General features: G+C 43.0%; 18 protein-coding genes and 2 tRNA genes. 17 read left to right on the forward strand and 3 right to left on the reverse strand.

Going from position 1 to position 24225, the window contains the following annotated elements; all coding sequences use genetic code 11:
- Both ACNORC_RS13370 and ACNORC_RS13375 read left to right on the forward strand, forming a co-directional pair.
- A partial coding sequence (locus ACNORC_RS13370) for a T9SS type A sorting domain-containing protein (protein WP_418336171.1) occupies window positions 1-1378 on the forward strand: 1378 nt, incomplete at its 5' end.
- A 487-nt stretch (window positions 1379-1865) separates the two neighbouring features.
- Entirely contained in the window at window positions 1866-5528 is a 3663-nt protein-coding gene (locus ACNORC_RS13375) for a T9SS type A sorting domain-containing protein (RefSeq protein WP_418336172.1), read from the forward strand.
- Between the two features lie 123 nt (window positions 5529-5651).
- Here ACNORC_RS13375 and ACNORC_RS13380 read toward each other — a convergent pair whose 3' ends face one another.
- Window positions 5652-6794, reverse strand: a complete 1143-nt coding sequence (locus ACNORC_RS13380; protein WP_418336173.1) for an acyl-CoA dehydrogenase — start codon at window positions 6792-6794, stop codon at window positions 5652-5654.
- 20 nt (window positions 6795-6814) lie between these two features.
- Between ACNORC_RS13380 and ACNORC_RS13385 the strand changes: the two genes are divergently transcribed.
- The 9 genes from ACNORC_RS13385 (at window position 6815) to ACNORC_RS13425 (ending at window position 14264) form a co-directional block, all read left to right on the forward strand.
- Window positions 6815-7948 carry an anhydro-N-acetylmuramic acid kinase gene (locus ACNORC_RS13385; RefSeq protein WP_418336174.1) on the forward strand — a complete coding sequence of 378 codons (1134 nt, stop codon included), beginning with the start codon at window positions 6815-6817 and terminating at the stop codon, window positions 7946-7948.
- Between the two features lie 69 nt (window positions 7949-8017).
- Complete coding sequence (locus ACNORC_RS13390; RefSeq protein WP_418336175.1) at window positions 8018-9244, forward strand: Glu/Leu/Phe/Val dehydrogenase dimerization domain-containing protein; 1227 nt, start codon at window positions 8018-8020, stop codon at window positions 9242-9244.
- 12 nt (window positions 9245-9256) lie between these two features.
- Window positions 9257-10630: a sodium:proton antiporter NhaD gene (gene nhaD, locus ACNORC_RS13395; RefSeq protein ID WP_418336176.1), complete on the forward strand. Its 1374-nt coding sequence runs from the start codon at window positions 9257-9259 to the stop codon at window positions 10628-10630.
- Window positions 10631-10742: 112 nt separating this feature from the next.
- A complete protein-coding gene (locus tag ACNORC_RS13400) occupies window positions 10743-11444 on the forward strand; it encodes a MotA/TolQ/ExbB proton channel family protein (RefSeq protein WP_418336177.1) in 702 nt (233 codons plus the stop codon).
- Between the two features lies 1 nt (window position 11445).
- The gene (locus ACNORC_RS13405) at window positions 11446-11838 is read left to right on the forward strand and encodes an ExbD/TolR family protein (RefSeq protein WP_418336178.1); all 393 of its coding nucleotides are present in this window, start codon (window positions 11446-11448) and stop codon (window positions 11836-11838) included.
- 71 nt (window positions 11839-11909) lie between these two features.
- On the forward strand, window positions 11910-12731 hold the full coding sequence (locus tag ACNORC_RS13410; protein WP_418336179.1) for an energy transducer TonB: 822 nt from the start codon (window positions 11910-11912) through the stop codon (window positions 12729-12731).
- 6 nt (window positions 12732-12737) lie between these two features.
- Complete coding sequence (locus tag ACNORC_RS13415) at window positions 12738-13955, forward strand: bifunctional folylpolyglutamate synthase/dihydrofolate synthase (RefSeq protein WP_418336181.1); 1218 nt, start codon at window positions 12738-12740, stop codon at window positions 13953-13955.
- Window positions 13956-14060: 105 nt separating this feature from the next.
- Window positions 14061-14135: transfer RNA gene (locus tag ACNORC_RS13420), tRNA-Val, on the forward strand.
- A gap of 54 nt (window positions 14136-14189) precedes the next feature.
- Window positions 14190-14264: transfer RNA gene (locus ACNORC_RS13425), tRNA-Val, on the forward strand.
- Window positions 14265-14457: 193 nt separating this feature from the next.
- Here the strand turns inward: ACNORC_RS13425 and ACNORC_RS13430 are convergent.
- Both ACNORC_RS13430 and gldJ read right to left on the reverse strand, forming a co-directional pair.
- Window positions 14458-15735, reverse strand: coding sequence for a UDP-N-acetylmuramoyl-tripeptide--D-alanyl-D-alanine ligase (locus tag ACNORC_RS13430; RefSeq protein WP_418336182.1), 1278 nt, complete (start codon window positions 15733-15735; stop codon window positions 14458-14460).
- 63 nt (window positions 15736-15798) lie between these two features.
- Window positions 15799-17454 carry a gliding motility lipoprotein GldJ gene (gene gldJ, locus ACNORC_RS13435; RefSeq protein WP_418336183.1) on the reverse strand — a complete coding sequence of 552 codons (1656 nt, stop codon included), beginning with the start codon at window positions 17452-17454 and terminating at the stop codon, window positions 15799-15801.
- Between the two features lie 478 nt (window positions 17455-17932).
- Here gldJ and porV point away from each other — a divergent pair, with 478 nt between their 5' ends.
- The 6 genes from porV (at window position 17933) to ACNORC_RS13465 (ending at window position 24224) form a co-directional block, all read left to right on the forward strand.
- On the forward strand, window positions 17933-19096 hold the full coding sequence (gene porV, locus ACNORC_RS13440) for a type IX secretion system outer membrane channel protein PorV (protein WP_418336184.1): 1164 nt from the start codon (window positions 17933-17935) through the stop codon (window positions 19094-19096).
- A gap of 115 nt (window positions 19097-19211) precedes the next feature.
- Window positions 19212-19694 carry a cytidine deaminase gene (gene cdd, locus ACNORC_RS13445; protein ID WP_418336185.1) on the forward strand — a complete coding sequence of 161 codons (483 nt, stop codon included), beginning with the start codon at window positions 19212-19214 and terminating at the stop codon, window positions 19692-19694.
- A 108-nt stretch (window positions 19695-19802) separates the two neighbouring features.
- Complete coding sequence (gene pdhA / locus ACNORC_RS13450; protein ID WP_418336186.1) at window positions 19803-20804, forward strand: pyruvate dehydrogenase (acetyl-transferring) E1 component subunit alpha; 1002 nt, start codon at window positions 19803-19805, stop codon at window positions 20802-20804.
- Between the two features lie 3 nt (window positions 20805-20807).
- Window positions 20808-22472, forward strand: coding sequence for a pyruvate dehydrogenase complex dihydrolipoamide acetyltransferase (locus ACNORC_RS13455; RefSeq protein WP_418336187.1), 1665 nt, complete (start codon window positions 20808-20810; stop codon window positions 22470-22472).
- Between the two features lie 67 nt (window positions 22473-22539).
- On the forward strand, window positions 22540-23547 hold the full coding sequence (locus ACNORC_RS13460) for a M28 family peptidase (RefSeq protein ID WP_418336188.1): 1008 nt from the start codon (window positions 22540-22542) through the stop codon (window positions 23545-23547).
- Complete coding sequence (locus ACNORC_RS13465) at window positions 23544-24224, forward strand: SDR family NAD(P)-dependent oxidoreductase (RefSeq protein ID WP_418336189.1); 681 nt, start codon at window positions 23544-23546, stop codon at window positions 24222-24224. The genes ACNORC_RS13460 and ACNORC_RS13465 overlap by 4 nt, the downstream gene beginning before the upstream one ends.
- Window position 24225 lies beyond the last annotated feature (1 nt).

Below are 24225 nucleotides of genomic sequence, written 5' to 3' on the forward strand. Positions count from 1 at the left end.
TGCTGTATTTAATTTAAACAGTGCAATTAGCAACAAGGATGGCACGCCAACCTTTTATGATGTGGATCCTACCACTTTACCTGCGCCAACGGCTATTTCTACTCCGGGCACTTACCAGGTAAATTTTGGTAGCAGTGCATCTAAGGAGGTGACCATTTATGCAGTTTTAGAGAATTCTTCGGATGGGACTCTGGACTGTACAACTACCAAAACCTTTAAAGTTACTGCCTATGATAATCCAGACGTAACTGCTAATCCGAAAACTATTTGTTTAGGGGATAGTGTTGATCTCTCTACCTTAATTGATGGAGACGGAGGTACAGTTAAATACTACACTAAAGATGATTTTACTGGTGAAGTAAGTAAAGATGTAACTCCGCAAGTCACAACCACTTATTACATAAAAAGTGTTGTTCAACACACCGGTTTTAGTTGTGAAGGTACTACTTCAGTTAAAATAACAGTAGAAAACTGCGCGCACATCTTCCCAACTCAAATGACTTGTGAGGATTTCAAAAATGAAGAATGTGTAGAGTCATACGTCCTACCCAATGTTTGTATAACTCTGGATAGCAACAATTACATTACTAATGCCGTTCCAGGAGTGTTTTTCTACTATGGATGGGCAGTAGGTCAAAGTGGTGGTTCCACAACTATTCTGATTGAACAAGATAACGATCTCACCAATTATTATTTTAATCCTCAGAATAAGAGTAATGTAAGGGTGTACAGCAAATCTTGTGGTTCACTTAAGGTGACAGTTGAAGAATTGACCAATGGTAATGCTGTAGTTTCTTTTAAATCAAAACCCGGGGAGGAATATATTGTATCCGTCAAATATGACGTGAAAACAATTTTAGGTGCTTTATTTTCCGGCTCAGAAGAAGCTACTTTTAAAATGTTTTATGGTACTTATTCAAAAGGAACAAATACATTTACCAAACTTCCACAAGATAGTTATGTAACGAATAGTACCGGTATTATAGACATAAATGCGGGACCTGGATGTAACCCTAATCCAGCTGTTATTCCTGGAAAAGACTGTACTTCCGTAACAACCTCCATTCTTCAATCCGCCCAATCCATCCAGGCCGAAAGCCTGAATGTTGAAAGTGTTGAGACTGATGTGGCCGTGTACCCTGTGCCGTTCAGCGATGTGATCAATGTGGATTATGAGTTCGACTATAGCTCAGATGTGAGCATCGAGATCTTTGACTTCGGTGGCCACTTGCTGAAAACTGTGAAAGACAGCAATGTCTCCAGAGGTTCTTCAACTTCCATTGGAGTGGACTTCTCCATCAGTGCAAATCAAATGTACATGGTGAGAGTGACAACCGACAGAGAGACTTTCGTGAAACAAATTGTTTCTAAGAAATAAAATTTAATTAACCCTTAAAACTAAAGCAGCCGGCGACGGCTGCTTTTTTTTTGCTAAGGTTTTTTCCACCTCTTTTTGCTTTAATACCATTCACCTAAAATTTTGTAGGACTTTCAAGGGGAAGATGTCAAAAATGATGTTTTTAACAAAACTTTCTAATAATCAGTTAATTATGATTCGATTTTTGTTTTACATTTAAGCTAAGTTTAATGAAAAAGCGGAAAATCCTACATTCTTTCCCTACGGTTTTTAGGCTGTTTTATTAAGATTATTCTTCCCCCATTTTTTCCCCCTTGAGCCTTACAGCGCTAGCCCCGGTGTCTGGTGTGCCCCCTTTAAACTATTCTTACATATTTTTTCTTAATGCTACCAAACAGGTGGCGATCTCCCCCTTTTTGAGCCTGCTTTTGCAGGAAGCCCGCCCCGGGTCAGCTAAATTCTTTACCCACTCGTGTTTTGGTCATTACTAACCAAAACCAAACTGATTATGAAAGTAAGCACTACTGAAGAAGGGGTGAAAATTTTTCTTCCACTTGCCCCCTGTTTAATGTTAATGACTCTGTTGTTTACCCTTAATGTACAGGCACAAACTCCACCAGCTATGGATGGATATCCGGCAGAGTGGCCTGGCGTTTTAGCCCAACCAGGTGTTAATGGTATTTACATTGAAGATCCCGTGAACGATTCTTCAGATGATATCTGGGATCAGGGATCAGCTGATGTCAATCCTGTTTCAAATTGGACCACAAAAGTCGGAGAGCCGAATGACAAAAATGACCTTCGTAATACAGCGGCCGTAACCATTGATAACGTTATCTTTTTTGCTGCCGACAGGTATTCCAATGGAGGTGATGCAGATCTGGGTTATTGGTTGCTTCAAGATCCCGTGACCAAAAATGGCACCGGCTTTAATGGTGCCCATCAGGATGGAGATGTACTTATCCGTACGCATTTTGTGAATGGAGGAGGAGCAACTGATCGTGGTATTTTTATATGGATGAGCGGAAGCTTAATGGAAGTAACTCTCCCTCCTGCAGCCCTTAACTTTTTTACTAATACCACCGAAGTTGCGGTACCCTCCCCCTGGACCTATTCTCCAAAATCAGGAACAGATCAAATGTATCCTCCTAATTCTTTTGTTGAAGGCTTTCTGGACCTGGATGCACTGGCTACTGCTTTAGGAGATTTGAATCTCGATCCCTGTTTTTCTTATTTTGTGATCTCAACAGGGAATTCCCAATCTCAGAATGCCTCCCTCGAGGACCTTGTGCATGGTAAGTATGGAAATAAACCACTATCTCAAGATCTTACAGGCAGCATTATTTGTGAAGGTACCCGGGGTGGTGGCACAGTAACCCTTGCCGATTCTGAAATGGGAATAGGTTACCAGCTTCAGCAATATGATCCAAATACTGATTTGTATACAGATTTTGGAGATCCCAAAAGAGGATCAGGGGAAGAACTGGTTTTTGACAACCTGGCCAGTGGTTCTTATTACGTAAAAGCCTATGTTCCGGGATCGGAATGTTTTACCAGGTTTGGTCCGGTCGATATCCAAATTAATTCAGTAACTCCCGGGCGAATAGGACCGGATCTCACCATTTGTGAAGGGGATGATCCTCCGGCTTTCCGCTCGGTAGCCGCAGATGGAACCGGAACTATTTCTTATCAATGGGAAGTTTCTCTGGATGGTGAAAAATGGCGGACCTATACGAACGCTACCAACGAAACCTTTGATTCCGAACCTTTAACTGAAGATCGCTGGTTCAGGCGAAAGGCCACCTCCACGCTCGAAGGCGTAGAATGTTCAGCGACTACAGATCCGGTAAAGATCACAGTGAACAATATTACCTCTGGATTTATTGGTGCAGACCAGACCATCTGCGAAGGTGATGATCCCGCTCCATTGCTCGCTCGTCCCGATGAAGGCGATGGTGATCTCAGTTACCAGTGGTGGGCTTCGACAGATAATTCTGTGTGGAGGGAGATTCCCGGAGAAGAGGCCAAAAATCCCATTTTTGACCCCGGAGTTTTGACGGCAGATCGTTGGTATAAACGGGTGGTGACTTCTACCCTTAATGAAGTGGAGTGTTCCGCTGAAAGTAATGTGATAAAGATCACGGTTATTAATTTCCTGCCCGGGGAAATTGGTCCCGACCGGCTGATCTGCGCGGGTGATGATCCCGATGTTTTCCGGGGTACAGATGCATCCGGAGACGGCAGCTTTAAATACCAGTGGCAGGAATCTGCTGATGGAGAGGAATGGGAAAATATTGATTCCACTACAGGTCGGGTGTATGATCCGGGACAACTGGAGAAAGATACCTACTTCCGAAGACTTACCACTGCTACTGTTAATGATAAAGATTGTGTAAAAGAAAGCAACACGGTGCTTATTTACGTTAATAATGTAACAGCAGGGAACATAGCAGGAGACCAGGTTCTCTGCGTTGGAGGAGACCCGGAACAGATCTCCGGAAGGACCGGCTCGGGTGACGGTGAGTTGTCTTATCAGTGGTGGGCTTCTGTTGATGGGGAAACTTTCCGGATCCTCGAAGGTGCTACCGGAAAAGATTATGATCCGGCGCCTTTTCCTGAAGATGAACGCTGGTACAAGCGGGTGACTACTTCTACTGTGAGAGACCTGGATTGCTCCGAAGAAAGCAATGTTGTAAAGATCTCTAAAAACAATGTGACTGCCGGTGCTATTGGACCGGACCAGACCATCTGTGAAGGTGAAGATGCCGCGGAAATTGGATCGCGTTCTGCTACTGCAGATGGTCGACTTAGCTACTACTGGCTTTCTTCCACCGATGGTGAAAACTTTGAGATCATTGAAAATGCCGAAGACGAAACCTATTCTCCGGGTAAATTGACCCAGGATCACTGGTATAGGAGAGGGGCGGTTTCTACCATAGGAGAAGTTTCCTGTAGGGCAGTAACTGATCCGATTAGAATAACTGTTAATAACCTTACCCCGGGAGTAATTGGATCTGACCAAACTATTTGTGAAGGTGAGACTCCGGGTGCGTTAACCACTCTTACTCCAGCTTCTGGGGATGCTACTATTACCTATCAATGGCAGGTATCAACAGATGGCACTCATTTTACAGACGTGCCTACAAATGGAGAAACTGAAACTTATGCTCCGGGAGTGCTTTATAGTGATCACTGGTACAGACGTGTGGCTACAGCCATTCTAAACGGTACTGAGTGTGAACGAGTCAGTGATCCGATAAAAGTAACCGTTGAGAATTGTATAGTATGTGAAACTGCGTTTGCTAAAGCAGAAGGAGTAGGCTCTCCCACCTGTTTCATTGATGACGCGTTTGAGGATAATCCTACGAGTGAGCGCTGGGGCTGGACCAATGAGTTCAATGGCAGTAGCGGTGATTTTCAGGCTACCATGAAATTGTATGCAGGTGCAGGTCAATGTGTGACTTCGGAAGAAAAAATGGTGGGAAATGTCATTTTAGACTATAATGCTTCTGAAGGTACGGTTAAAGTTACCTATGACATAACCAAATATGGTTACGCCATGAACGGAGTTCACCTGTATGTAGGTTGTGAGCCATACCCTATGAAGAAAAAAGGTAAAACTTCAGAGCCTACTGTGGCTCCTGGAAAGTATCCTTTTAACCGAAGCAGTTCGGGATATTTTGATCGGTTCGTGACCGACCCAATTGACGTGGGAACGGGTACTTTTTATGTGATCGCTCACGCCAATGTTTGTACGAGTGATAAACTCTGGTTGTATCCCATACTTGTAGATAACGAGGAGGTAGAGTACTACACGGCCAAACCCAATAAACCCCTGGAATATGTTTGCGATCAACAAAAAGGTTCCGCTAATAAAACGAGTATTTCTACTACTGGTTCTGCTTCTTTAAGTGGCGGTGATGTAAATCTTTCTCCGGTACCTTTTACCAACTCGCTAACAGTGAGCTACGATTTTGATTACACCTCAGATGTGCAGATCGAGATCTATGACTTCAAAGGAAAACTGTTGCAAACCGCACAGGACACCGATGTCTCCAGAAACTCTGTTACTACTATTGGATTGGATTTTAGGACGAAAGGAAAACAGATGTACCTGCTTCGAATTACTACTGATCAGGAAACATTTGTTAAACAGGTAGTCTCGAAATAGGTTTATTAACCATTCTAAAAAGTAAAAGCAGCCCGAAAAGGCTGCTTTTTTATATCCATTTTTTTGGGGTCTCCTTTTACGAAAAATGCAAAAAAGACATTCGTGTATTCGTGGCCAAAAAATCTAATCCCTCAAAATACTTCTGGAGATAACGATCTTCTGGATCTCGGAAGTTCCCTCGTAGATCTGGGTGATCTTCGCGTCCCTCATCAATCGCTCTACGTGGTATTCTTTTACGTATCCGTTTCCACCGTGCACCTGTACTGCTTCCACAGTCACATCCATCGCGGTTTGAGAAGCGAATAGTTTTGCCATGGCTCCGGAAAGGTCATAGTTCTCACCATTATCCTTATCACAGGCAGCTTTCATAACAAGGTGACGGGCAGCTTCAATAGAAGTGTGCATGTCCGCCAGTTTGAAAGCGATGGCCTGGTGGTTCATGATCTCGGTGCCAAAAGCTTTTCTCACTTTAGAATATTCCCTTGCAAGTTCGTATGCTCCGGCGGCAATACCCAATGCCTGAGCTGCAATTCCTATTCGTCCTCCGGAAAGGGTCTTCATCGCGAATTTAAATCCGAAGCCGTCTTCGCCAATACGGTTCTCCTTTGGGACTTTCACGTCATTGAAGTTTAAGGAGTGGGTGTCACTTCCGCGGATCCCTAATTTTTGTTCTTTAGGCCCAATTTCAAAACCTTTCCATCCTTTTTCTACAATAAAGGCGTTGATCCCTTTATGTTTTTTCTCCGGATGGGTTTGTGCGATCACTAAATAATAATCTGCAGTACCTCCATTGGTGATCCAGTTCTTGGTTCCGTTCAACACATAATGGTCATCTTTTTCAATAGCCGTGGTTTTTTGAGAAGTGGCATCACTTCCTGCTTCCGGCTCTGAAAGACAAAAAGCACCCAGAGCTTCCCCGGTGGCCAGTTTGGTCAGGTATTTTTGTTTTTGCTCTTCATTTCCGAATTTTTCAAGCCCCCAACACACCAGTGAGTTGTTTACAGACATCACTACAGACGCAGATGCATCGATCTTTGAAATTTCCTCCATTGCCAGCACGTAGGACACGGTGTCCATTCCGCCGCCGCCATATTCGGGAGAGACCATCATTCCGAGGAAACCGAGTTCCCCCATTTTTTTGATCTGTTCCTTCGGAAATTCCTGTTTTTCGTCTCTTTCTATTACGCCGGGAAGCAACTCGCTTTTTGCAAAATCACGGGCCGCATCACGTATCATTAAGTGCTCTTCAGTTAGCTTGAAATCCATTCGGTTGTAAAGTTTTAAAAATGTTGAATTTTGGAGCCCAAAGATACCGTTTTAAAGGCATTTTTTCAATCCGGTTCGCTATTTTTACGCCAATGTTCAAAAATAACTACAACGTTTTAGGAATTATGTCGGGTACCTCACTTGACGGCATCGATCTGGCCTTGGTGAATTTCCAAAAAAATGCCTCCTGGAGCTATGAAATTGTAACAGCTGAGACCATTCCGTATTCAGCCGACTGGGAAAAAAAGTTGTCAAAATCCTCATTTTTGAAAGGGAAGGAGCTACAGGCTTTAAATGAAGAGTATACCGCACTTTTGGCTGAAGTTACTCTTTCCTTTCTTCGGAAGCATTCCATTAAAGATCTTGACGCCGTTTGCAGTCATGGGCATACCGTTAAACATGAACCGCAGCATGGTTTCACGCTGCAGATTGGTAACCTTCCGAAGCTGGCAACTCTGTTGGATAAAACTGTGGTCTGCGATTTTCGGGTGCAGGATGTGCAGCTGGGAGGGCAAGGTGCGCCGCTGGTGCCGATTGGGGATGAACTGCTATTCCATAAATACGAATATTGTCTCAATCTTGGGGGCTTCGGAAATATTTCCACAGGCAAGACCGGTAAACGTATCGCATATGACATTTGTGCGGTCAATACCGTGCTTAATTATTTGGCGGGTAAAATGGGTAAGGCATTTGACCGAAATGGAGAAATGGCGGCTTCCGGAAAGCCGGATGATGAGCTTCTGAAAAAGCTGAATTCTTTGCCCTTTTACAGGCAGCCACCTCCAAAATCTCTGGGTATTGAATGGGTAAACGATCGTATTTTTCCCCTTTTTGACACCTCAGTTTCTGCGTCTTCTGCCTTGCGGACATATACAGAACATGCAGCCACACAAATTGCCAAAGAACTGCACGGAACTAGCGAAGAAAAAGTGCTTGTCACCGGCGGTGGTGCTTTTAATTCTTTTCTCATTGAAGAGATCAAAAAAAGGACTGATGTAGAAGTTATTATCCCTTCCGCAGAAGTGGTCAATTTTAAAGAAGCACTCATTTTCGCTTTTTTGGGAGTTTTAAAAATGAGAGGAGAGATCAATGTTCTGAAATCCGTCACCGGAGCGCAAAAAGATCACAGCTCCGGATTTATCTATTCCCCATAAAAATCCTGATTTTTATCACGTTAATACGCACCTAACTTTTTTATATTTGCAACAATTTTAATCCACATTATGAAAGAATTATTGAATTTATATCAAAATAAAGCTCCAGAAATTGTATTTAATTGGAAAGATCCTGAAACCGACGCTGAAGGCTGGACAGTGATCAACTCGTTAAGAGGTGGTGCTGCCGGGGGTGGCACCAGGATGAGAAAAGGTCTTGACATGAACGAGGTACTTTCATTGGCAAAGACCATGGAGGTGAAGTTCACCGTTTCGGGTCCTGCTATTGGAGGCGCGAAATCGGGAATTAATTTTGATCCGAACGACCCTCGCAAAAAAGGGGTTTTGGAACGTTGGTATAAAGCAGTTTCTCCGCTTCTGAAAAGTTACTACGGAACGGGTGGAGATCTTAATGTGGATGAAATTCACGAAGTAATTCCCATCACAGAAGATTCCGGGGTTTGGCATCCGCAGGAAGGGGTGTTCAACGGACACTTCAAACCAACCGAAGCTGATAAGATCAACCGGATTGGTCAGCTGAGACAGGGAGTGATCAAGGTTCTTGAGAACAGTAAATATTCTCCTGATGTCACCCGTAAATATACAGTTGCCGATATGATCACCGGTTATGGTGTGGCTGAAGCTGTGCGTCATTACTACGATATCTACGGAGGTGACGTGAAAAGAAAGAGAGCTATTGTGCAGGGCTTTGGGAACGTTGGTTCTTCAGCAGCTTATTACCTGGCTCAAATGGGTGCTAAAGTAGTTGGAATTATTGACAGGGATGGTGGATTGATCAAAGAGGAAGGTTTCTCATTTGATGAGATAAGAGATCTGTTCCTGAAGAAAGAGGGTAATACCCTGGTGGCTGAGAATATGATCCCTTTTGAAGAGATCAATGAAAAGATCTGGAGCCTGGAGGCTGAGATTTTTGCGCCTTGTGCCGCTTCCCGCCTTATCACTAAAGAGCAGATCACAAAAATGATAGATACCAAGCTGGAAGTTATCTCCTGTGGAGCAAATGTTCCTTTTGCCGATAAAGAGATTTTCTTTGGACCTATCATGGAATATACCGATGAACGCGTAAGCCTGATCCCGGACTTCATTTCCAACTGCGGAATGGCAAGGGTCTTCGCTTATTTTATGGAGAGAAGGGTGCAGATGACTGATGAAGCTATTTTCAACGATACTTCCATTACCATTAAGAACGCGATCCAGAATACCTTTAATAACAACAGTCAAAAAGTTAATATAAGCAAAACAGCTTTTGAGGTGGCACTGAAGAAGCTGGTTTAAACCTCAGTCCCCATGATCTCTATCATAATCTTCACTTTCGTGGTGGGTTATCTCGCTATAACCCTCGAACACCCGCTGCAGCTTGATAAAGCAGTTTCTGCACTTTTAATGGCGACGCTGATCTGGGCTTTTATTTCGGTTGGTTTTAACGAAGGCTGGTTATCGATCATCAATTATGAGGGGGAGGTATTCAATATCAATTTTGCAGATACTTCAGAGCAGCTTTGGGGATTCAGGAGTAATTTGATCCACCATTTTAGCATGGTGAGTGAGATCCTCTTCTTCCTTATCGGGGCCATGACAATTGTAGAGATCATTGACCTTCACCGCGGATTCGCGATCATTAAAAAAGCCATTAAGACCACCAATAAGGTTCGTCTTCTGTGGATACTGGGAGTACTGGCTTTTGTACTGTCGGCTATCATAGATAACCTTACTGCTACTATTATCCTGGTTACTCTTCTGAGAAAACTGGTTCCAAAAAGGGATTACAGGGTTTGGTTCGCAGCTTTGATTGTTGTTGCTGCCAATGCCGGTGGTGCCTGGTCTCCAATTGGAGATGTAACCACCACCATGTTATGGATCAATAACAAGGTAACCGCACCGGGACTCGCTGAACATGTGATCTTTCCTGCAGTAGTTTGTTTTATCGTTCCATTTATTATTGCTTCAAGAATGAAAGCCTTTCGGGGAGAGACTGTGTTGAAGAAAAAAGTGATCGATGATGATTCCCAGCGGCTTTTAAGTAGTAAGAAAATGCTGTATACGGGATTGGGTGCAATATTGTTTGTGCCAATCTTCAAAGCTGTAACGGGATTGCCTCCTTACATTGGAATGTTGTTTAGTCTTGGAGTTGTTTGGCTGGTATCGGAATATGTGAAGCCGGTTAAAAACCTGAGTAAGAATGATAAGTACCTTTACTCTACTCATAAGGCCCTTTCTAATATAGAATTTTCGGGGATCCTGTTCTTCCTGGGAATTCTTTTGGCAGTGGCAGGTTTAGAAAGTCTTGTATTTGGTGAAATTAATGGAGAACAGGCAGGAACTTTACTCTATGCTGCCAATTCTCTTTCTGAAGCTGTTCCCAGTATGAATACCGTTGTGATAATACTTGGAGGGCTCTCGGCGGTTATTGATAACGTGCCTTTGGTAGCGGCATCTATGGCTATGTATGATTTTCCCATGGATGACAAGATCTGGCATTTTATTGCTTATAGTGCAGGTACCGGCGGAAGCCTCCTGGTGATTGGATCTGCAGCAGGGGTCGCTGCTATGGGAATGGAAAAGATCGACTTTATGTGGTACCTCAAAAACATTGCGCCGCTGGCCCTCTTCGGTTTCTTGGCCGGCGCTCTCAGTTTTATTTTAAGCGGCTTCATATTTTAATTGCAGGACATTTTCTTTTTATTACTTTTATTCGGTGTTTTTAAAACCGGAACTCTGTTGCTGTTACAATTAATTATACAATCTCACGTTACATAAAAAACAAATCTATCACATGCTATACTTTTTTCAGGAGGATGGTCTCGCCCAGGCAGCCCAGGAGGCAGAACCAATAGTTGAAGAGAAAACCCTTTCTTTAATGGACCTTTTTTTAAGTGGCGGAGTAGGAGGCCAGATCATTATTGCCATACTATTCATTCTGCTTTTTGTTGCCGTCTATATTTATTTTGAAAGACTTTTTGCGATCAAAGCTGCTTCGGAAACTGATAGCAACTTTATGCATCAGATCAAGGATAGCGTGGTGCATGGTAATATTGAATCGGCACGTATTCGTTGTGCCCAGGCCAATTCCCCCGTGGCGAGATTGACCGCTAAAGGTCTGGACCGTATTGGAAGCCCGTTGGAAGATATAAACACCGCTATCGAAAATGCCGGCCGACTCGAAGTTTATAAACTGGAAAAGAACGTTAGTATCCTGGCGACTATAGCCGGTGCAGCACCTATGATCGGGTTCCTCGGAACTGTAATAGGAATGGTGATCGCGTTCCATGAACTGGCTACCAGCAGTGGGCAGGCAGAAATGGGAGCATTGGCTGAAGGTATCTATACTGCGATGACAACTACCGTTGCCGGACTTATTGTAGGTATTATTGCTTATATAGGTTATAACCACCTCGTGGTAAAGACCGATAAAGTGGTGCACCAGATGGAAGCAACTGCAGTAGATTTCCTTGACCTTCTAAACGAACCAGCATAATATGAATCTACGAGGCAGAAATAAGATCAGTCCGGAATTCAGTATGAGTTCCATGACAGATGTCGTATTTCTTTTACTGATATTCTTTATGCTAACCTCTCCGGCTATTACCCCGGAAGCACTGGACCTTATCCTTCCGAAGGCTAAGGGTAAAACGACTACCAAGCAGAATATTTCGGTAAGTATTACCAAAGATCTGCAGGTCTATATCAATAAGGAAAGAGTTAGCAACAGTGCACTGGAGCAGCGATTGAAAGAAGAATTGTCCGGGGTGGAAGATCCTACCATAATTCTCCGGGCAGAAGAGGGAGTGCCTATTGAAAAGGCCGTTCAGGTGATGGACATTGCCAACAGAAACCGGTATAAGATCGTTTTAGCGGTAAAACCGGAATAATTCCCTTCTTTTTCTTCTTCTGTTGTAAAATGGAACCAAGTTTGCTACATCAATAAAAGAAACTATCTCAGGTGAGACTACTCGAAACAAAACACGAAAAGAAATCAATGGCAATCACGGTAACGTTGCATGTGCTGTTGATTCTGCTTTTGTTGTTCTTTGGGTTCACCTATTTGGATCCCCCACCAGAAAACGGTATTGCTATTAACTTCGGAACTTCCGAAGTAGGGTCGGGTGCAGAACAGCCTGTAGAAGAGATCAAATCAGCCCCACAAAAAACTACGCCAGAGGTTACTCCGGTAGAGACCAACATTAAAGAAGAGGTGGTGACTCAGGAAGTCGTTGAAGCACCTGTGGTGGAGAAAAAGAAGAAAGAGGAACCGGTCAAGCAACCTGAGAAACCTGTGAAGGAAGAGGTGAAGGAGCAGGTAAAAAAACCGGATCCAAAACCGGATAAATCAACAACAGACGCCCTTAGTAGTATCTTGAATGGTCCTGAAAGAGACGGTAAAGCTACCGGAGGGGAGGGAAATGACACTCAGGCCGGAGATAAGGGAAGCCCTGACGGAGATCCGAATGCCAAAGCTTACTATGGGTCCGGGAAAGGACTGGATGGAGATGGGAACTACCGCCTTGGTGGAAGAAAAGCCCTTTCCAAAGAAAAATTCCAGCAAGACTGTAATGAAGCGGGAGTAGTGGTTGTGAAGATCAAAGTTGACCGCAGTGGTAAGGTGATCAGTGCCGAGCCCGGGGTCAAGGGAACTACAAACGGTGCTGCTTGTCTTTATGATCCTGCCAAGAGAGCTGCTATGGCTACGCGCTTCAATAGCGACTCCAATGCGCCTGCCGTTCAGGAAGGGACTATTGTATACTATTTTAAACTTTCAGAATAAACATTGATGACTTACCAGGAAACGGTGGAATGGCTTTTCCGCCAGTTACCCATGTATCAAAAAATAGGAGGAAAGGCTTATAAGAGCGATCTTACTAATATTCAGAAGCTCTCGTCGCACCTCCACAATCCGGAGAAGACTTTCCGTACTATCCACGTTGCCGGCACTAATGGAAAAGGTTCTGTTTCCCATATGCTGGCATCCATACTTCAGGAAAGCGGGTTGAAGGTTGGGTTGTATACCTCACCTCATTTAAAGGACTTTCGGGAACGCATCAAGATCAACGGGCAAGAAATTCCTGAAGAAGCAGTCATTAAATTTGTGACAGCCAATCAGCAGTTTTTTGAAAGGGAGCAACTTTCCTTTTTTGAGATGACGGTAGGAATGGCTTTCCAGTACTTTTCTGAAGAAAAAGTAGATATCGCCGTTATAGAAGTCGGTCTTGGAGGCAGACTGGATTCCACTAATATTATTTCTCCTGAACTTTCTGTGATCACTAATATCGGTTATGATCATACAGCAATTCTGGGGAATACCCTGCCGGAAATAGCCGGGGAAAAAGCCGGCATCATCAAAGAAAACACACCTGTGGTGATCGGGGAGACCCATCCCGAAACGCTTCCGGTCTTTAGAAGGATCGCTGAGGCAAAAAAGGCTCCTATGGTGCTGGCCGAGAATTACCATGGGGGAACTTTTACTTCAGATCTAAAAGGAGCTTATCAGGTAAAGAACATTAAGACGGTACTTGCTGCCGTGGAAGTGCTGCGTGAACATAATTGGCAGCTGAGTAAGGAAGCAGTAAGGTCAGGCCTGGAAAATGTAATAGGGAATACCGGTCTTAGAGGACGTTGGGAAGTGTTGCAGGAAGATCCGAAGGTGATCTGTGATACTGCTCACAATAAAGAAGGTTTGGAATATGCAATGAAACAATTGCAGGAGGAGGATTTTGAAGAATTACATTTGGTCATAGGGGTGGTGAGTGATAAAGATCTTAATTCGGTCTTGCCTTTACTACCTAAAAAAGCATATTTTTACTTCTGTCGCCCCAATATTCCCCGCGGAATGGATGCTGAAAACCTTCAGAAAATGGCAGCTGAAAAAGGCCTTTTTGGAGAGGCATATAATTCGGTTACAGATGCTTATGAAGCCGCACTGCATAAGGCGTCACCCAAAGATGTGGTGTACGTGGGAGGCAGTACTTTTACAGTGGCAGAAATAATTTAATTTTTTTGATTTTATTCTTTGCATAATTGAAAATGTAGTCTATATTTGCATCCGCATTCAGAGAGAGACATACTCGAAGAAAGCGAAAGTTCACAAAAATGATGAGGGCAATTAGCTCAGTTGGTTCAGAGCACCTCGTTTACACCGAGGGGGTCGGGGGTTCGAATCCCTCATTGCCCACAAGAAGAAGGCTTCCTTAAGGAGGCCTTTTTTGATTATATTTGTCAAGGATTCGGGTGATTAGCTCAGCTGGTTCAGAGCACTACCTCGACAAGGTAGGGGTCACTGGTTCGAACCCAGTATCACCCACACAAAAAAACCTCCTTTTTCAGGAGGTTTTTTTGTGGAGTATTTTTGAATTTTTTGGGTCACTGGTTCCCCCGATAGCTATCGGGGCAGTATCACCCACACAAAAAAACCTCCTTTTCGGGAGGTTTTTTTGTGGAGAATATTTAGTTCTAAACCTCACAGGTTTTCAAAACCTGTGAGGTTTTTTATTTTTCTATAGTAGTTCCAGTACCCGTTCCAGGGCCATTCCGCGGGACCCTTTAATTAGCATCAAGGAACCCGAGATATCTTCCGGGTGGAAATTGCTGCTGAAATCCTGAAAGGATCTGTATTTATAGATCTTTTCTGAGGTTTGGGTTCTGAAGAAATTTTCGCCAACCAGATAGATCTTTTCTAACTTCAGACCTTCCAGTTTATTTGCTATTTGCTGGTGTTCTTCTTCAGCTGACGGTCCCAATTCAAACATATCCCCAAGGATGACCACCTTATGATCTCCTTCCATGCTGTCAAGGTTTTCCAGGGCAGCGGCCATGCTGGTTGGATTCGCATTATAAGCATCAAGGATGATCCTGTTGCTGTTCCTGTTGATTATTTGAGAGCGGTTATTGGCAGGAACATAATTTTCGAGTGCAGTCTTGATCTTTGCTACGGGTACTTCAAAAAAGGCTCCTATAGCATATGCGGCTGCCATATTGCGTGCATTATAGGCTCCGATCAATTGCCCCTGTATTTCCATATCGCCAACCTGGATTCCGGCAAAGGAACTTTTTGAGAGATATGATAACTGGATATCGGCATCAAGAGATTCTCCAAAGCTGAAGGTGTTCTTATAAGAAAGCTCCTCCCGTTGCTTTGGGTCATCGAGGTTCAAAAAAAGCTTTTTTCCGGCGGCCTTCAGGTGAACATAAAGTTCCTTCTTTCCCTTGACCACCCCCTCTACGCCACCGAAGCCTTCCAAATGGGCTTTTCCGAAATTAGTGATATAGCCGTAATCCGGTTTTGCCAGCTCACATAAGAATTCAATTTCCTTTTGATGATTGGCTCCCATCTCCACAATTCCTATTTCTGTGGAATCTGTCATGGATAAGAGGGTAAGGGGTACACCAATATGATTGTTCAGGTTGCCTGCAGTGGCAACGGTATTAAAGCTGCTTGAAAGAACCGCATTAATGAGTTCTTTCGTAGTGGTTTTCCCATTACTGCCCGTAAGCGCTAGTATTGGGATCTTCAGATAGTCTCTATGGTAAGTTGCCAGTTCCTGAAGCGTTTGAAGTGCATCGGGAACCAGAATTAAACGTGGATCCTTCTCTGCCGGTTCTTCATCAATCACTGCGTATGCGGCTCCTTTTTCAAGGGCTTCTGTGGCAAATTCGTTCGCATTGAAATTATCTCCCTTTAAAGCGAAAAAAACGCTGTTCTTCTGGATCTTTCTGGTATCGGTATTTATTCCGGAACTGTTAAGGAACAGGCCGTGTAGTTCTTGTATGTTCATAAAATAAAGCTATAAAAAAAGCCCTAATTTAATTAGGGCTTCAGAAGTATATTTTAGCAGGAATTAATTCTTTGCTGTTTTGTTCTTTTTAAGGGATTTTGATCCTACACGAGACATTGCATTTCTAAATCCAATATAGTCTGTAGCCATATCTTGAGGGAAGAATCTTCTCTGCGCCGGATCTAACCAATAAGCCCTGTCTCTCCACGAACCTCCCTTGAAGACCCTAACGTTGTCATCGATCAATGTTGTTCTCGCAGTCGAAGTGTCATACTGTAGGCTAGCGCCTCCGGTGCTGTCAACTGTAGCGGTGTGAACAGGAGAATTGTACATCCTCTTATTTGGATCGTTTACCTCTTCAAAGTTGTCATAGTATCTCGTAGAACTTAGATCACCGTCACGGAAATTCCTGTTGTCACTTTCGTTGAAGTTTGGTCTCAGGTAAGTGTCTTCTTTAGTAATAGGTACTGTTTTGATCTCTCCGGGAAGATTTCTGGCTACGATCTTTCCGTTACTCAAGGTATCATACTCAATCTGATCCACACCTAAAACTTCAACGGTTCCGTCTTCAGTGATGGCGTGTTTGGTATAAACATTTCCGCGATAATAGTTAAAGTCATTGAATTCGTCATCTACGATTGGTCTATAGACGTCAGCTACCCACTCGGCAACGTTTCCGGCCATGTCGTAAAGTCCGAAATCATTAGGTTCGTAAGATTTGACTTCCGCAGTGATATCAGCACCATCATCGCTCCAACCGGCAATTCCACCATAATCCCCATCTCCTTGTTTGAAGTTGGCCATTTGGTCTCCCCGGGTCTTCGCGTTTCCGGATCTAGTGTACTGGCTGTCCCATGGATATTTTTTTCTTCCGCGGTAAACATTATAGCTTCTGATACCAACCAGGGCAAGGGCTGCATACTCCCATTCGGCTTCAGTTGGAAGACGGTATTCAGGAAGTAGAACTCCATGCTTGCGTTGTACATATAAGTTGGTGCTGTCTTTGGTCATGAAGCGATCGGCTTTCTTTCCACCCCTCACAATACTATCATTTCCACCATAAACTTTGCTTGGAGCATTAAGATAGGTTTCCGAATTAAATGTTTCTCCCGGTTCAGCAGCAAAACGTGCTCCTTCAAGGGTAAATCCTTCTTTTTCCAATCTCAACTCATTGACCCTGTCAGTTCTCCATTTACTGAATTCAACCGCCTGGATCCAGCTAACTCCCACTACCGGATAGTTTGCATAAGCCGGGTGACGCAGGTAGTTGTTGGTCATGGTCTCATTGTAGCCTAATCTGTTTCTCCAAACGAGAGTATCTGGAAGTGCGCCGTGGTAGATGTTTCTATATCGCTCCTCACTTGGAGGGTAGACCCGTTTAAGGTAATCCAGGTATTCGAGGTACATAAGGTTTGTAACCTCAGTTTCATCCATGTAAAAGGACTGGACATGTTGCTGTGTGGGAGAGTTGTTCCAATCGTGCATTACGTCATCCTGGACTCTTCCCATCGTAAAAGTACCTCCTTCAACAAACACCAGGCCGGGACCTGCGTCCTGTTCGTCGTAATCGGCATTGTAGGTAAACCCGCCTTCCTTGGAATTGATATCCCATCCGGTAGCACGCGAGTTGTTCTTATAGTCCTTTGAGTTGTTACAGCTAAACAGTCCGGCACTGACTGCGAGGACCATAAAGGCTTTTACGGCAACACTATTTCTCATATTCACAATATCTTTTGTAGCAATTTAGGCTTTGCAATATAGTAATTAACGTATAACTTTCAAGATTATTTCCGCATATTGAAATAAGCGTACTCTCCTGTAAATCTTTACAATAACGCCTGCTTACCTTGTTTATTGTTTAATTTCAGTCTTTTAATTCAGGAAATCACTCCTGATTCTTTAAAAAGCAAAAGTAACTCAATTTTCTAATTTTGTGCTATCCATTTTAAAATGAGGTACTAGTGCACGGCATAATATTTTGAGCAAAATTCAGAAGAAAAACATGCGTTTTAAGTTGTTCATTTTTACTTTATTAACAACTAATATGTTTGATGTGAGGATATTATGAAATAATTATAATTTCCCACACAAGCATCTGTTAATTTTTACGTTAAGTTAGTATAAAATTTAGAAATTGGGGGTTCTCATTATTTTGTCACGGGATTTCCGGTATATTTGTTAATAATTATCTATTTCTATGAAAAAAATATCACTCTTACTTCTTAGTGCAGTGTTCTTGTTCCATGCAAAGACTTTTGCGCAGGAAGAGCAGGATCGGGTGATCACAACAGCAGTACCGTTTCTTTTAATTGCAGCTGATGCACGTGCGGCCGGGATGGGAGACCAGGGAGTAGCTACTCCCGTAGATGCATATTCTCAGCAATGGAACCCTGCGAAATATGTATTTGCTGAAAGCCAGCAAGGTTTTGGAGTAACTTATACTCCATACCTGAGTGAACTGGTAAATGATATTTTTCTTGGAAATCTTACCTATTACAACAGAATTAACGACCGAAGTGCCTTTGGAGCCAGTTTCAGGTACTTTAGTATGGGGAACATTGAAGCCCGTGATACTCCGGAAGAAATTTATCCTCTTATCCTGAGTCCTAATCAATTTACTTTAGATCTGTCTTACGCCTTAAGATTGAGCGATCATTTTTCAATGGCCGTTGCAGGAAGATATTTGCGTTCTGATCTTAAACTGGCTCCGGTAGATCCCGATGCTACTGCTGCGAATACTTTTGGAGTTGATGTAGCTGCCTTTTATAGAAGCAGCCAAATAGATTTTACAAAATTTGACGGCCGGTGGAGAGCCGGGATCAATATTTCGAATATCGGGCCCAAGATCAAATACGATGAGGGAGGTCAGGAGAACTTTATTCCAACAAACCTAAAATTAGGAGGTGGTTTTGATTTTATTCTTGATGCCGATAATCGAATTGGAACTTATCTCGAATTCAATAAATTCCTGGTGCCTACTCCGCAGGACTTTGACGGCGACGGTGATATAGATGCTGAAGATAATCAGGAATACAATTCTATAGGTGCAATAGAAGGGATCTTTAAATCTTTTGGAGATGCGCCTGATGGTTTTAGTGAAGAATTAAAAGAAATTACCTGGGCTTTGGGTGGTGAATATGTGTATCAGGATGTCTTTTCTTTAAGAACAGGTTATTTTCACGAAAGCCCGGAAAAAGGTTCCCGGCAGTTCATCTCCTTTGGAGCCGGATTTAAATACACTGTTGTAAATATTGATATTTCTTACCTTTTCTCTACCTCAGAAGTGGTGAGTCCTTTAGAGGGAACACTTCGCTTTGGTCTTACTTTTAACTTCGGAAGAACTTATAACGAAGTATATTAATAAGAAGGAACCTTCAATTATCTCAATATTAGTTAACTTTGCTCTCCCAAATTTGAGCAGATCTACTCCCGGGCTTATTAAGTTGCGGGAGATTTTATCTTCAGAAAGAAAATAAATGAAACAAATTACAATTAGTGCAGATCTTCAGGTCTATGATTCGGTAGACGAGCTACCTAAAGATGTGCAGCATCTTATGCAGCAGGCAATAGAAGCAAGGGAATCTTCCTATTCTCCTTATTCACAATTTAGTGTAGGTGCTGCAATCAGCCTTGAAAACGGAGAGGTCATAACCGGAAGTAATCAGGAAAATGCCTCTTATCCCGCCGGACTTTGTGCAGAAAGGACCGCTATATTTTATGCGGGGGCAAAATACCCCGGAGTAAAGATGTTGAAAATGGCGCTTTCTGCCCGATCTAGAAATCATACGGTCGAGGTTCCAACCCCGCCTTGTGGCTCTTGCAGACAGGCAATTGCGGAATACGAAGTGAAGCAAAAGCAGCCTATAGAGATATATTTTATGGGTGAAAAGGGGAAGGTGGTAAAAGCAAATTCCATATCAGATCTCCTGCCGCTGATCTTTGATAATTCCTACTTATAACGTTTTCGAGGTTTTTACAGGAGAAACTGTTTTCAGTTCCTGTTGAAAATAGTATTTTTGTGGTTCGCTTGGCGCAAGCATTGCTTAGCCTTAAAAAATTAGTTGTTAATGAAGAAAATTACAAAAGCCACTTACCTGAAGTGGTATGAGGACATGCTGTTCTGGCGGAAGTTTGAAGATAAACTTGCCCAGGTTTATATTCAGCAGAAAGTAAGAGGGTTTTTACACCTATATAATGGACAGGAAGCTATTCTTGCTGGTGCCCTGCACGTGATGGACCTCTCGAAAGATAAGATGATCACCGCATATCGTAATCACGTACAACCAATAGGGATGGGCGTGGATCCACGAAGGGTGATGGCAGAACTTTACGGGAAAAAGACCGGAACTTCACAGGGAATGGGTGGTTCTATGCATATCTTCTCTAAAGAACACCGTTTCTATGGAGGTCATGGGATTGTAGGAGGTCAAATTCCTCTAGGTGCCGGACTTGCATTTGCAGATAAATATTTCAAGCGTGATGCTGTTACCCTTACCTTTTTAGGTGACGGTGCTGCAAGACAGGGCTCTCTTCATGAGACCTTCACTATGGCTGTGAAATGGAATTTACCGGTGGTTTTCTGTGTAGAGAATAACGGGTATGCTATGGGAACTTCAGTGGCGCGTACCTCAAAAAGTACCGAGATCTGGAAACTGGGATTAGGTTACGATATGCCTTGCGGTCCTGTTGACGCTATGAATCCTGAAAAGGTTGCCGAAGCTTTGGATGAAGCAATCACCAGAGCGAGAAAAGGAGAAGGCCCAACCTTCCTGGAGCTGAAAACATACAGGTATCGCGGGCACTCCATGAGTGATGCTCAAAAGTATCGTACCAAAGAAGAAGTAGCAGAATATCAAAAAATTGATCCTATTACCCAGGTGAAGGATATAATTAAAAAGAACAAGTACGCTACAGATAAAGAGATCAAAGAAATTGATAAGAGGGTGAAGGACCTGGTTGCCGAATGTGAAAAATTCGCTGAAGAATCAGATTTCCCAGAGATCCAAACCATGTACGATGTTGTATATGAACAAAAAGATTATCCGTTTTTACCTCATAAATTAGACTAAGCTATGGCAGAAGTTATTAAAATGCCGCGGTTGAGCGACACCATGGAAGAAGGAGTGGTGGCAAAGTGGCTGAAGCAAAAAGGTGATAAAGTAGAAGAGGGAGATATCCTGGCAGAGATCGAAACAGATAAGGCTACCATGGAATTTGAATCATTCTATGAAGGAACCTTGTTGCACATTGGAATTGAGGAAGGTGAAACGGCTCCTGTAGATACTCTATTAGCGATCATTGGGGAAGAAGGAGAAGATATTTCCGGACTTCTGAATGGTGAGAACGATAGTAAACAGGAGGAAAAAACTTCAGAAGCAAAAGAAGAAAAACAGGATACTCAAAAAGAGGAATCTGAAGATACTTCTTCGGAAGAGGATTCTTCAGAAGAGGCTGAAATTCCTGAAGGTGTTGAGGTGGTAAAAATGCCACGTCTAAGTGACACCATGGAAGAAGGAACTGTTGCTACCTGGATCAAGAAAAAAGGCGATAAAGTTGAGGAAGGCGATATACTTGCTGAGATCGAGACTGATAAAGCTACCATGGAATTTGAGTCGTTTTATTCCGGAACTCTTCTCTACATTGGAGTTGAGGAAGGTGAAACTGCTCCGGTAGACAGTATTCTTGCCATTATTGGTCCTGAAGGAACTGATGTTTCTTCAATTCTGAAATCTGGTGGCGCCGATAAACCTGCTGCTAAGAAGTCAGAAGAGAAAAAAGAAGAGCCGGCTCAGGAAGAGAAGTCTTCTGAGAGTTCAGCTACTACTTCAGACGGGAAGCGCATCTTCGCTTCTCCTCTCGCCAAGAAAATGGCAGAAGAGCTGGGAATTAATCTTGCTGATGTAAAAGGTTCCGGAGAAAATAACAGGATCGTCAAAAAAGACATTGAAGCTTACAAACCTTCAGAAAAACCTGCTGCAACTAAACAGGTAGCGGCAACCGAAGGAAAAGAGCCTTCAGCTCCTGCACCGGTTCAAGCATATACTCCTGTTGGAGAAGAGAGTTTTGAGGAGATCAAAAATTCTCAAATGCGTAAGACCATTGCCAAGAGACTGGCAGAGTCTAAATTCAATGCGCCGCATTACTATCTTATGATAGAGGTGGACATGGAAAATGCCATGGCCAACCGTAAGCAGATCAACGAGCTGCCAGATGTAAAGGTGTCTTTCAATGATATGGTCATTAAAGCGACTGCAATGGCATTGAGAAAACATCCAAAAGTGAATTCACAGTGGACCGGAGATACTACTAAAATTGCGAAACACATTCACATGGGTGTGGCAGTAGCGGTAGATGAAGGTCTTGTGGTGCCTGTTCTGCGTTTTGCCGATCAAATGAGCATGACTCAAATTGGAGCCAATGTGAAAGAACTTGCAGGTAAAGCCAGAAATAAAAAGTTACAGCCGCAGGAAATGGAAGGCAGTACCTTTACTGTTTCCAACCTTGGAATGTTCGGAATTACCGAATTCACCAGTATTATCAATCAGCCAAACAGCGCTATTCTTTCGGTAGGAACCATCGTGGAAAAACCGGTGGTGAAAAACGGACAGATCGTAGTCGGAAATACTATGAAGCTTACCTTGGCCTGTGATCATAGGACTGTTGATGGGGCTACCGGAGCAGCGTTCTTGGAGACCTTGAAAAATTACATTGAGAATCCGGTGACTATGCTGGCATAAGGAAAATCCATTGCAAACAAACTATTGAAAATCCCACTAATTGTGGGATTTTTTTATCTTTAGCCTCATGATGAAAAACAGCATTTTAGGGCTCATGCTTTCCTTTGGAACTTCTGCAATATGCGTAGCTCAAACTAGCACCCAAATAGAAATAAGAACTGAAGGAGTGATCTCTAATTCTCCTTCGGAAAAAATCGCGGTTGAAAATGCTATTTCTGAAGCCAGTATTTCTGAAACTCTTTCTTTTCTTTCTTCCGATGAACTGGAAGGGCGTAAAGCCGGGACAGCCGGAATAGAAAAAGCTGCCTCTTACATAGAGGAGGTCTTTAAAAAGAACAATGTAAAACCCTTTTTTGAGACCTATAGGGATAGTTTCGCTATTAAAGAACTTGATGCTTACAATATTGTAGGATATGTTGAAGGAACAGATCCTAAGCTCAAAGATGAGTTTATTGTGGTTGGAGCACACTACGATCATATTGGAAGCGGTAAGAAAGTGGGAGATGATTCTCTGGCCAACGGTGCCAATGACAATGCCACGGGCACTACCGTAGTTCTTGAACTTGCCAAATATTTTGCTGCACACCCTCCAAAAAGGAGTTTTTTGTTCACCCTTTTTTCAGCAGAAGAGATGGGATTGCTGGGATCTAAAGAATTGGCAGCCCGACTTAAAAAAGATCAAATTGATCTTTACCTCATGTTCAATATTGAAATGGTAGGAGTTCCAATGACGGGAAGAAATTATTTAGGATATCTCACCGGATTTGAGAAATCAAATCTGGCAGAAAAATTCAATGCTTTTGCCGGGGAAGAGGTGTTAGGATTCCTTCCGGAAGCCGCTCAATACAGGTTGTTTATGAGAAGTGACAATTATGCCTTTTTCAAAGAATTTGGCGTGCCCTCCCATACGGTTTCCACTTTTGATTTCACGAATTATCAGTACTACCACCATGTAGACGATGAATTTTCTGAAATGGACACAGCTCATATGGAGAGATTCACAGAGAGCCTGGTGCTGCCTCTGATGGAGTTAGCCAACACTCCTGAAAAAGAAATTAAGATGCTAGAGAAATGAAAAAAGTAATAATTACAGGAACCAGCAGGGGTATTGGGCTGGAACTGGTCAAGATATTTGCCGCCGCCGGCCATGAAGTGCTGGCCCTTTCCCGAAATGAACAACCGGTAAAAGAGCTTGGCCTGGAAAAGGTAAAAACCTTTTCATTTGATATTACAAAAGAAAAGCATCTGAAAGAGGTGCAGCAGTATCTCGAAAAAGAGTGGAAGACTGTTGACCTTTTGATTCATAATGCGGGAGCTATTATAAATAAACCTTTTGAAGATATTTCTTCCGAAGAATTTGAAGAAGTCTACAAGATCAATGTTTTTGGAGTAGCAGCTCTTACCCGTAAAGTGCTTCCACTAATGAAGAACGATGGACACGTGGTCACGATAAGTAGTATGGGCGGAGTACAGGGGAGTTTGAAATTCCCGGGTCTTTCTGCCTATAGTTCCAGTAAAGGAGCGGTGATCACACTAACCGAATTACTGGCCGAAGAATATAAGGAAAGCGGACCTTCGTTTAACGTATTGGCTTTAGGGGCAGTTCAAACAGAGATGCTTGCCGAAGCCTTTCCGGGTTATAAAGCACCCGTGTCCCCTGAAGAAATGGCAGAATACATTGCTGATTTTGCACTCTGCGGTCAAAAATATTACAACGGAAAACTCTTGCAGGTTTCTAGTAGCACCCCTTGAT

The organism is Salinimicrobium soli, from assembly GCF_048323655.1.
In the GTDB taxonomy this organism is placed as follows: Bacteria; Bacteroidota; Bacteroidia; order Flavobacteriales; family Flavobacteriaceae; genus Salinimicrobium; species Salinimicrobium soli.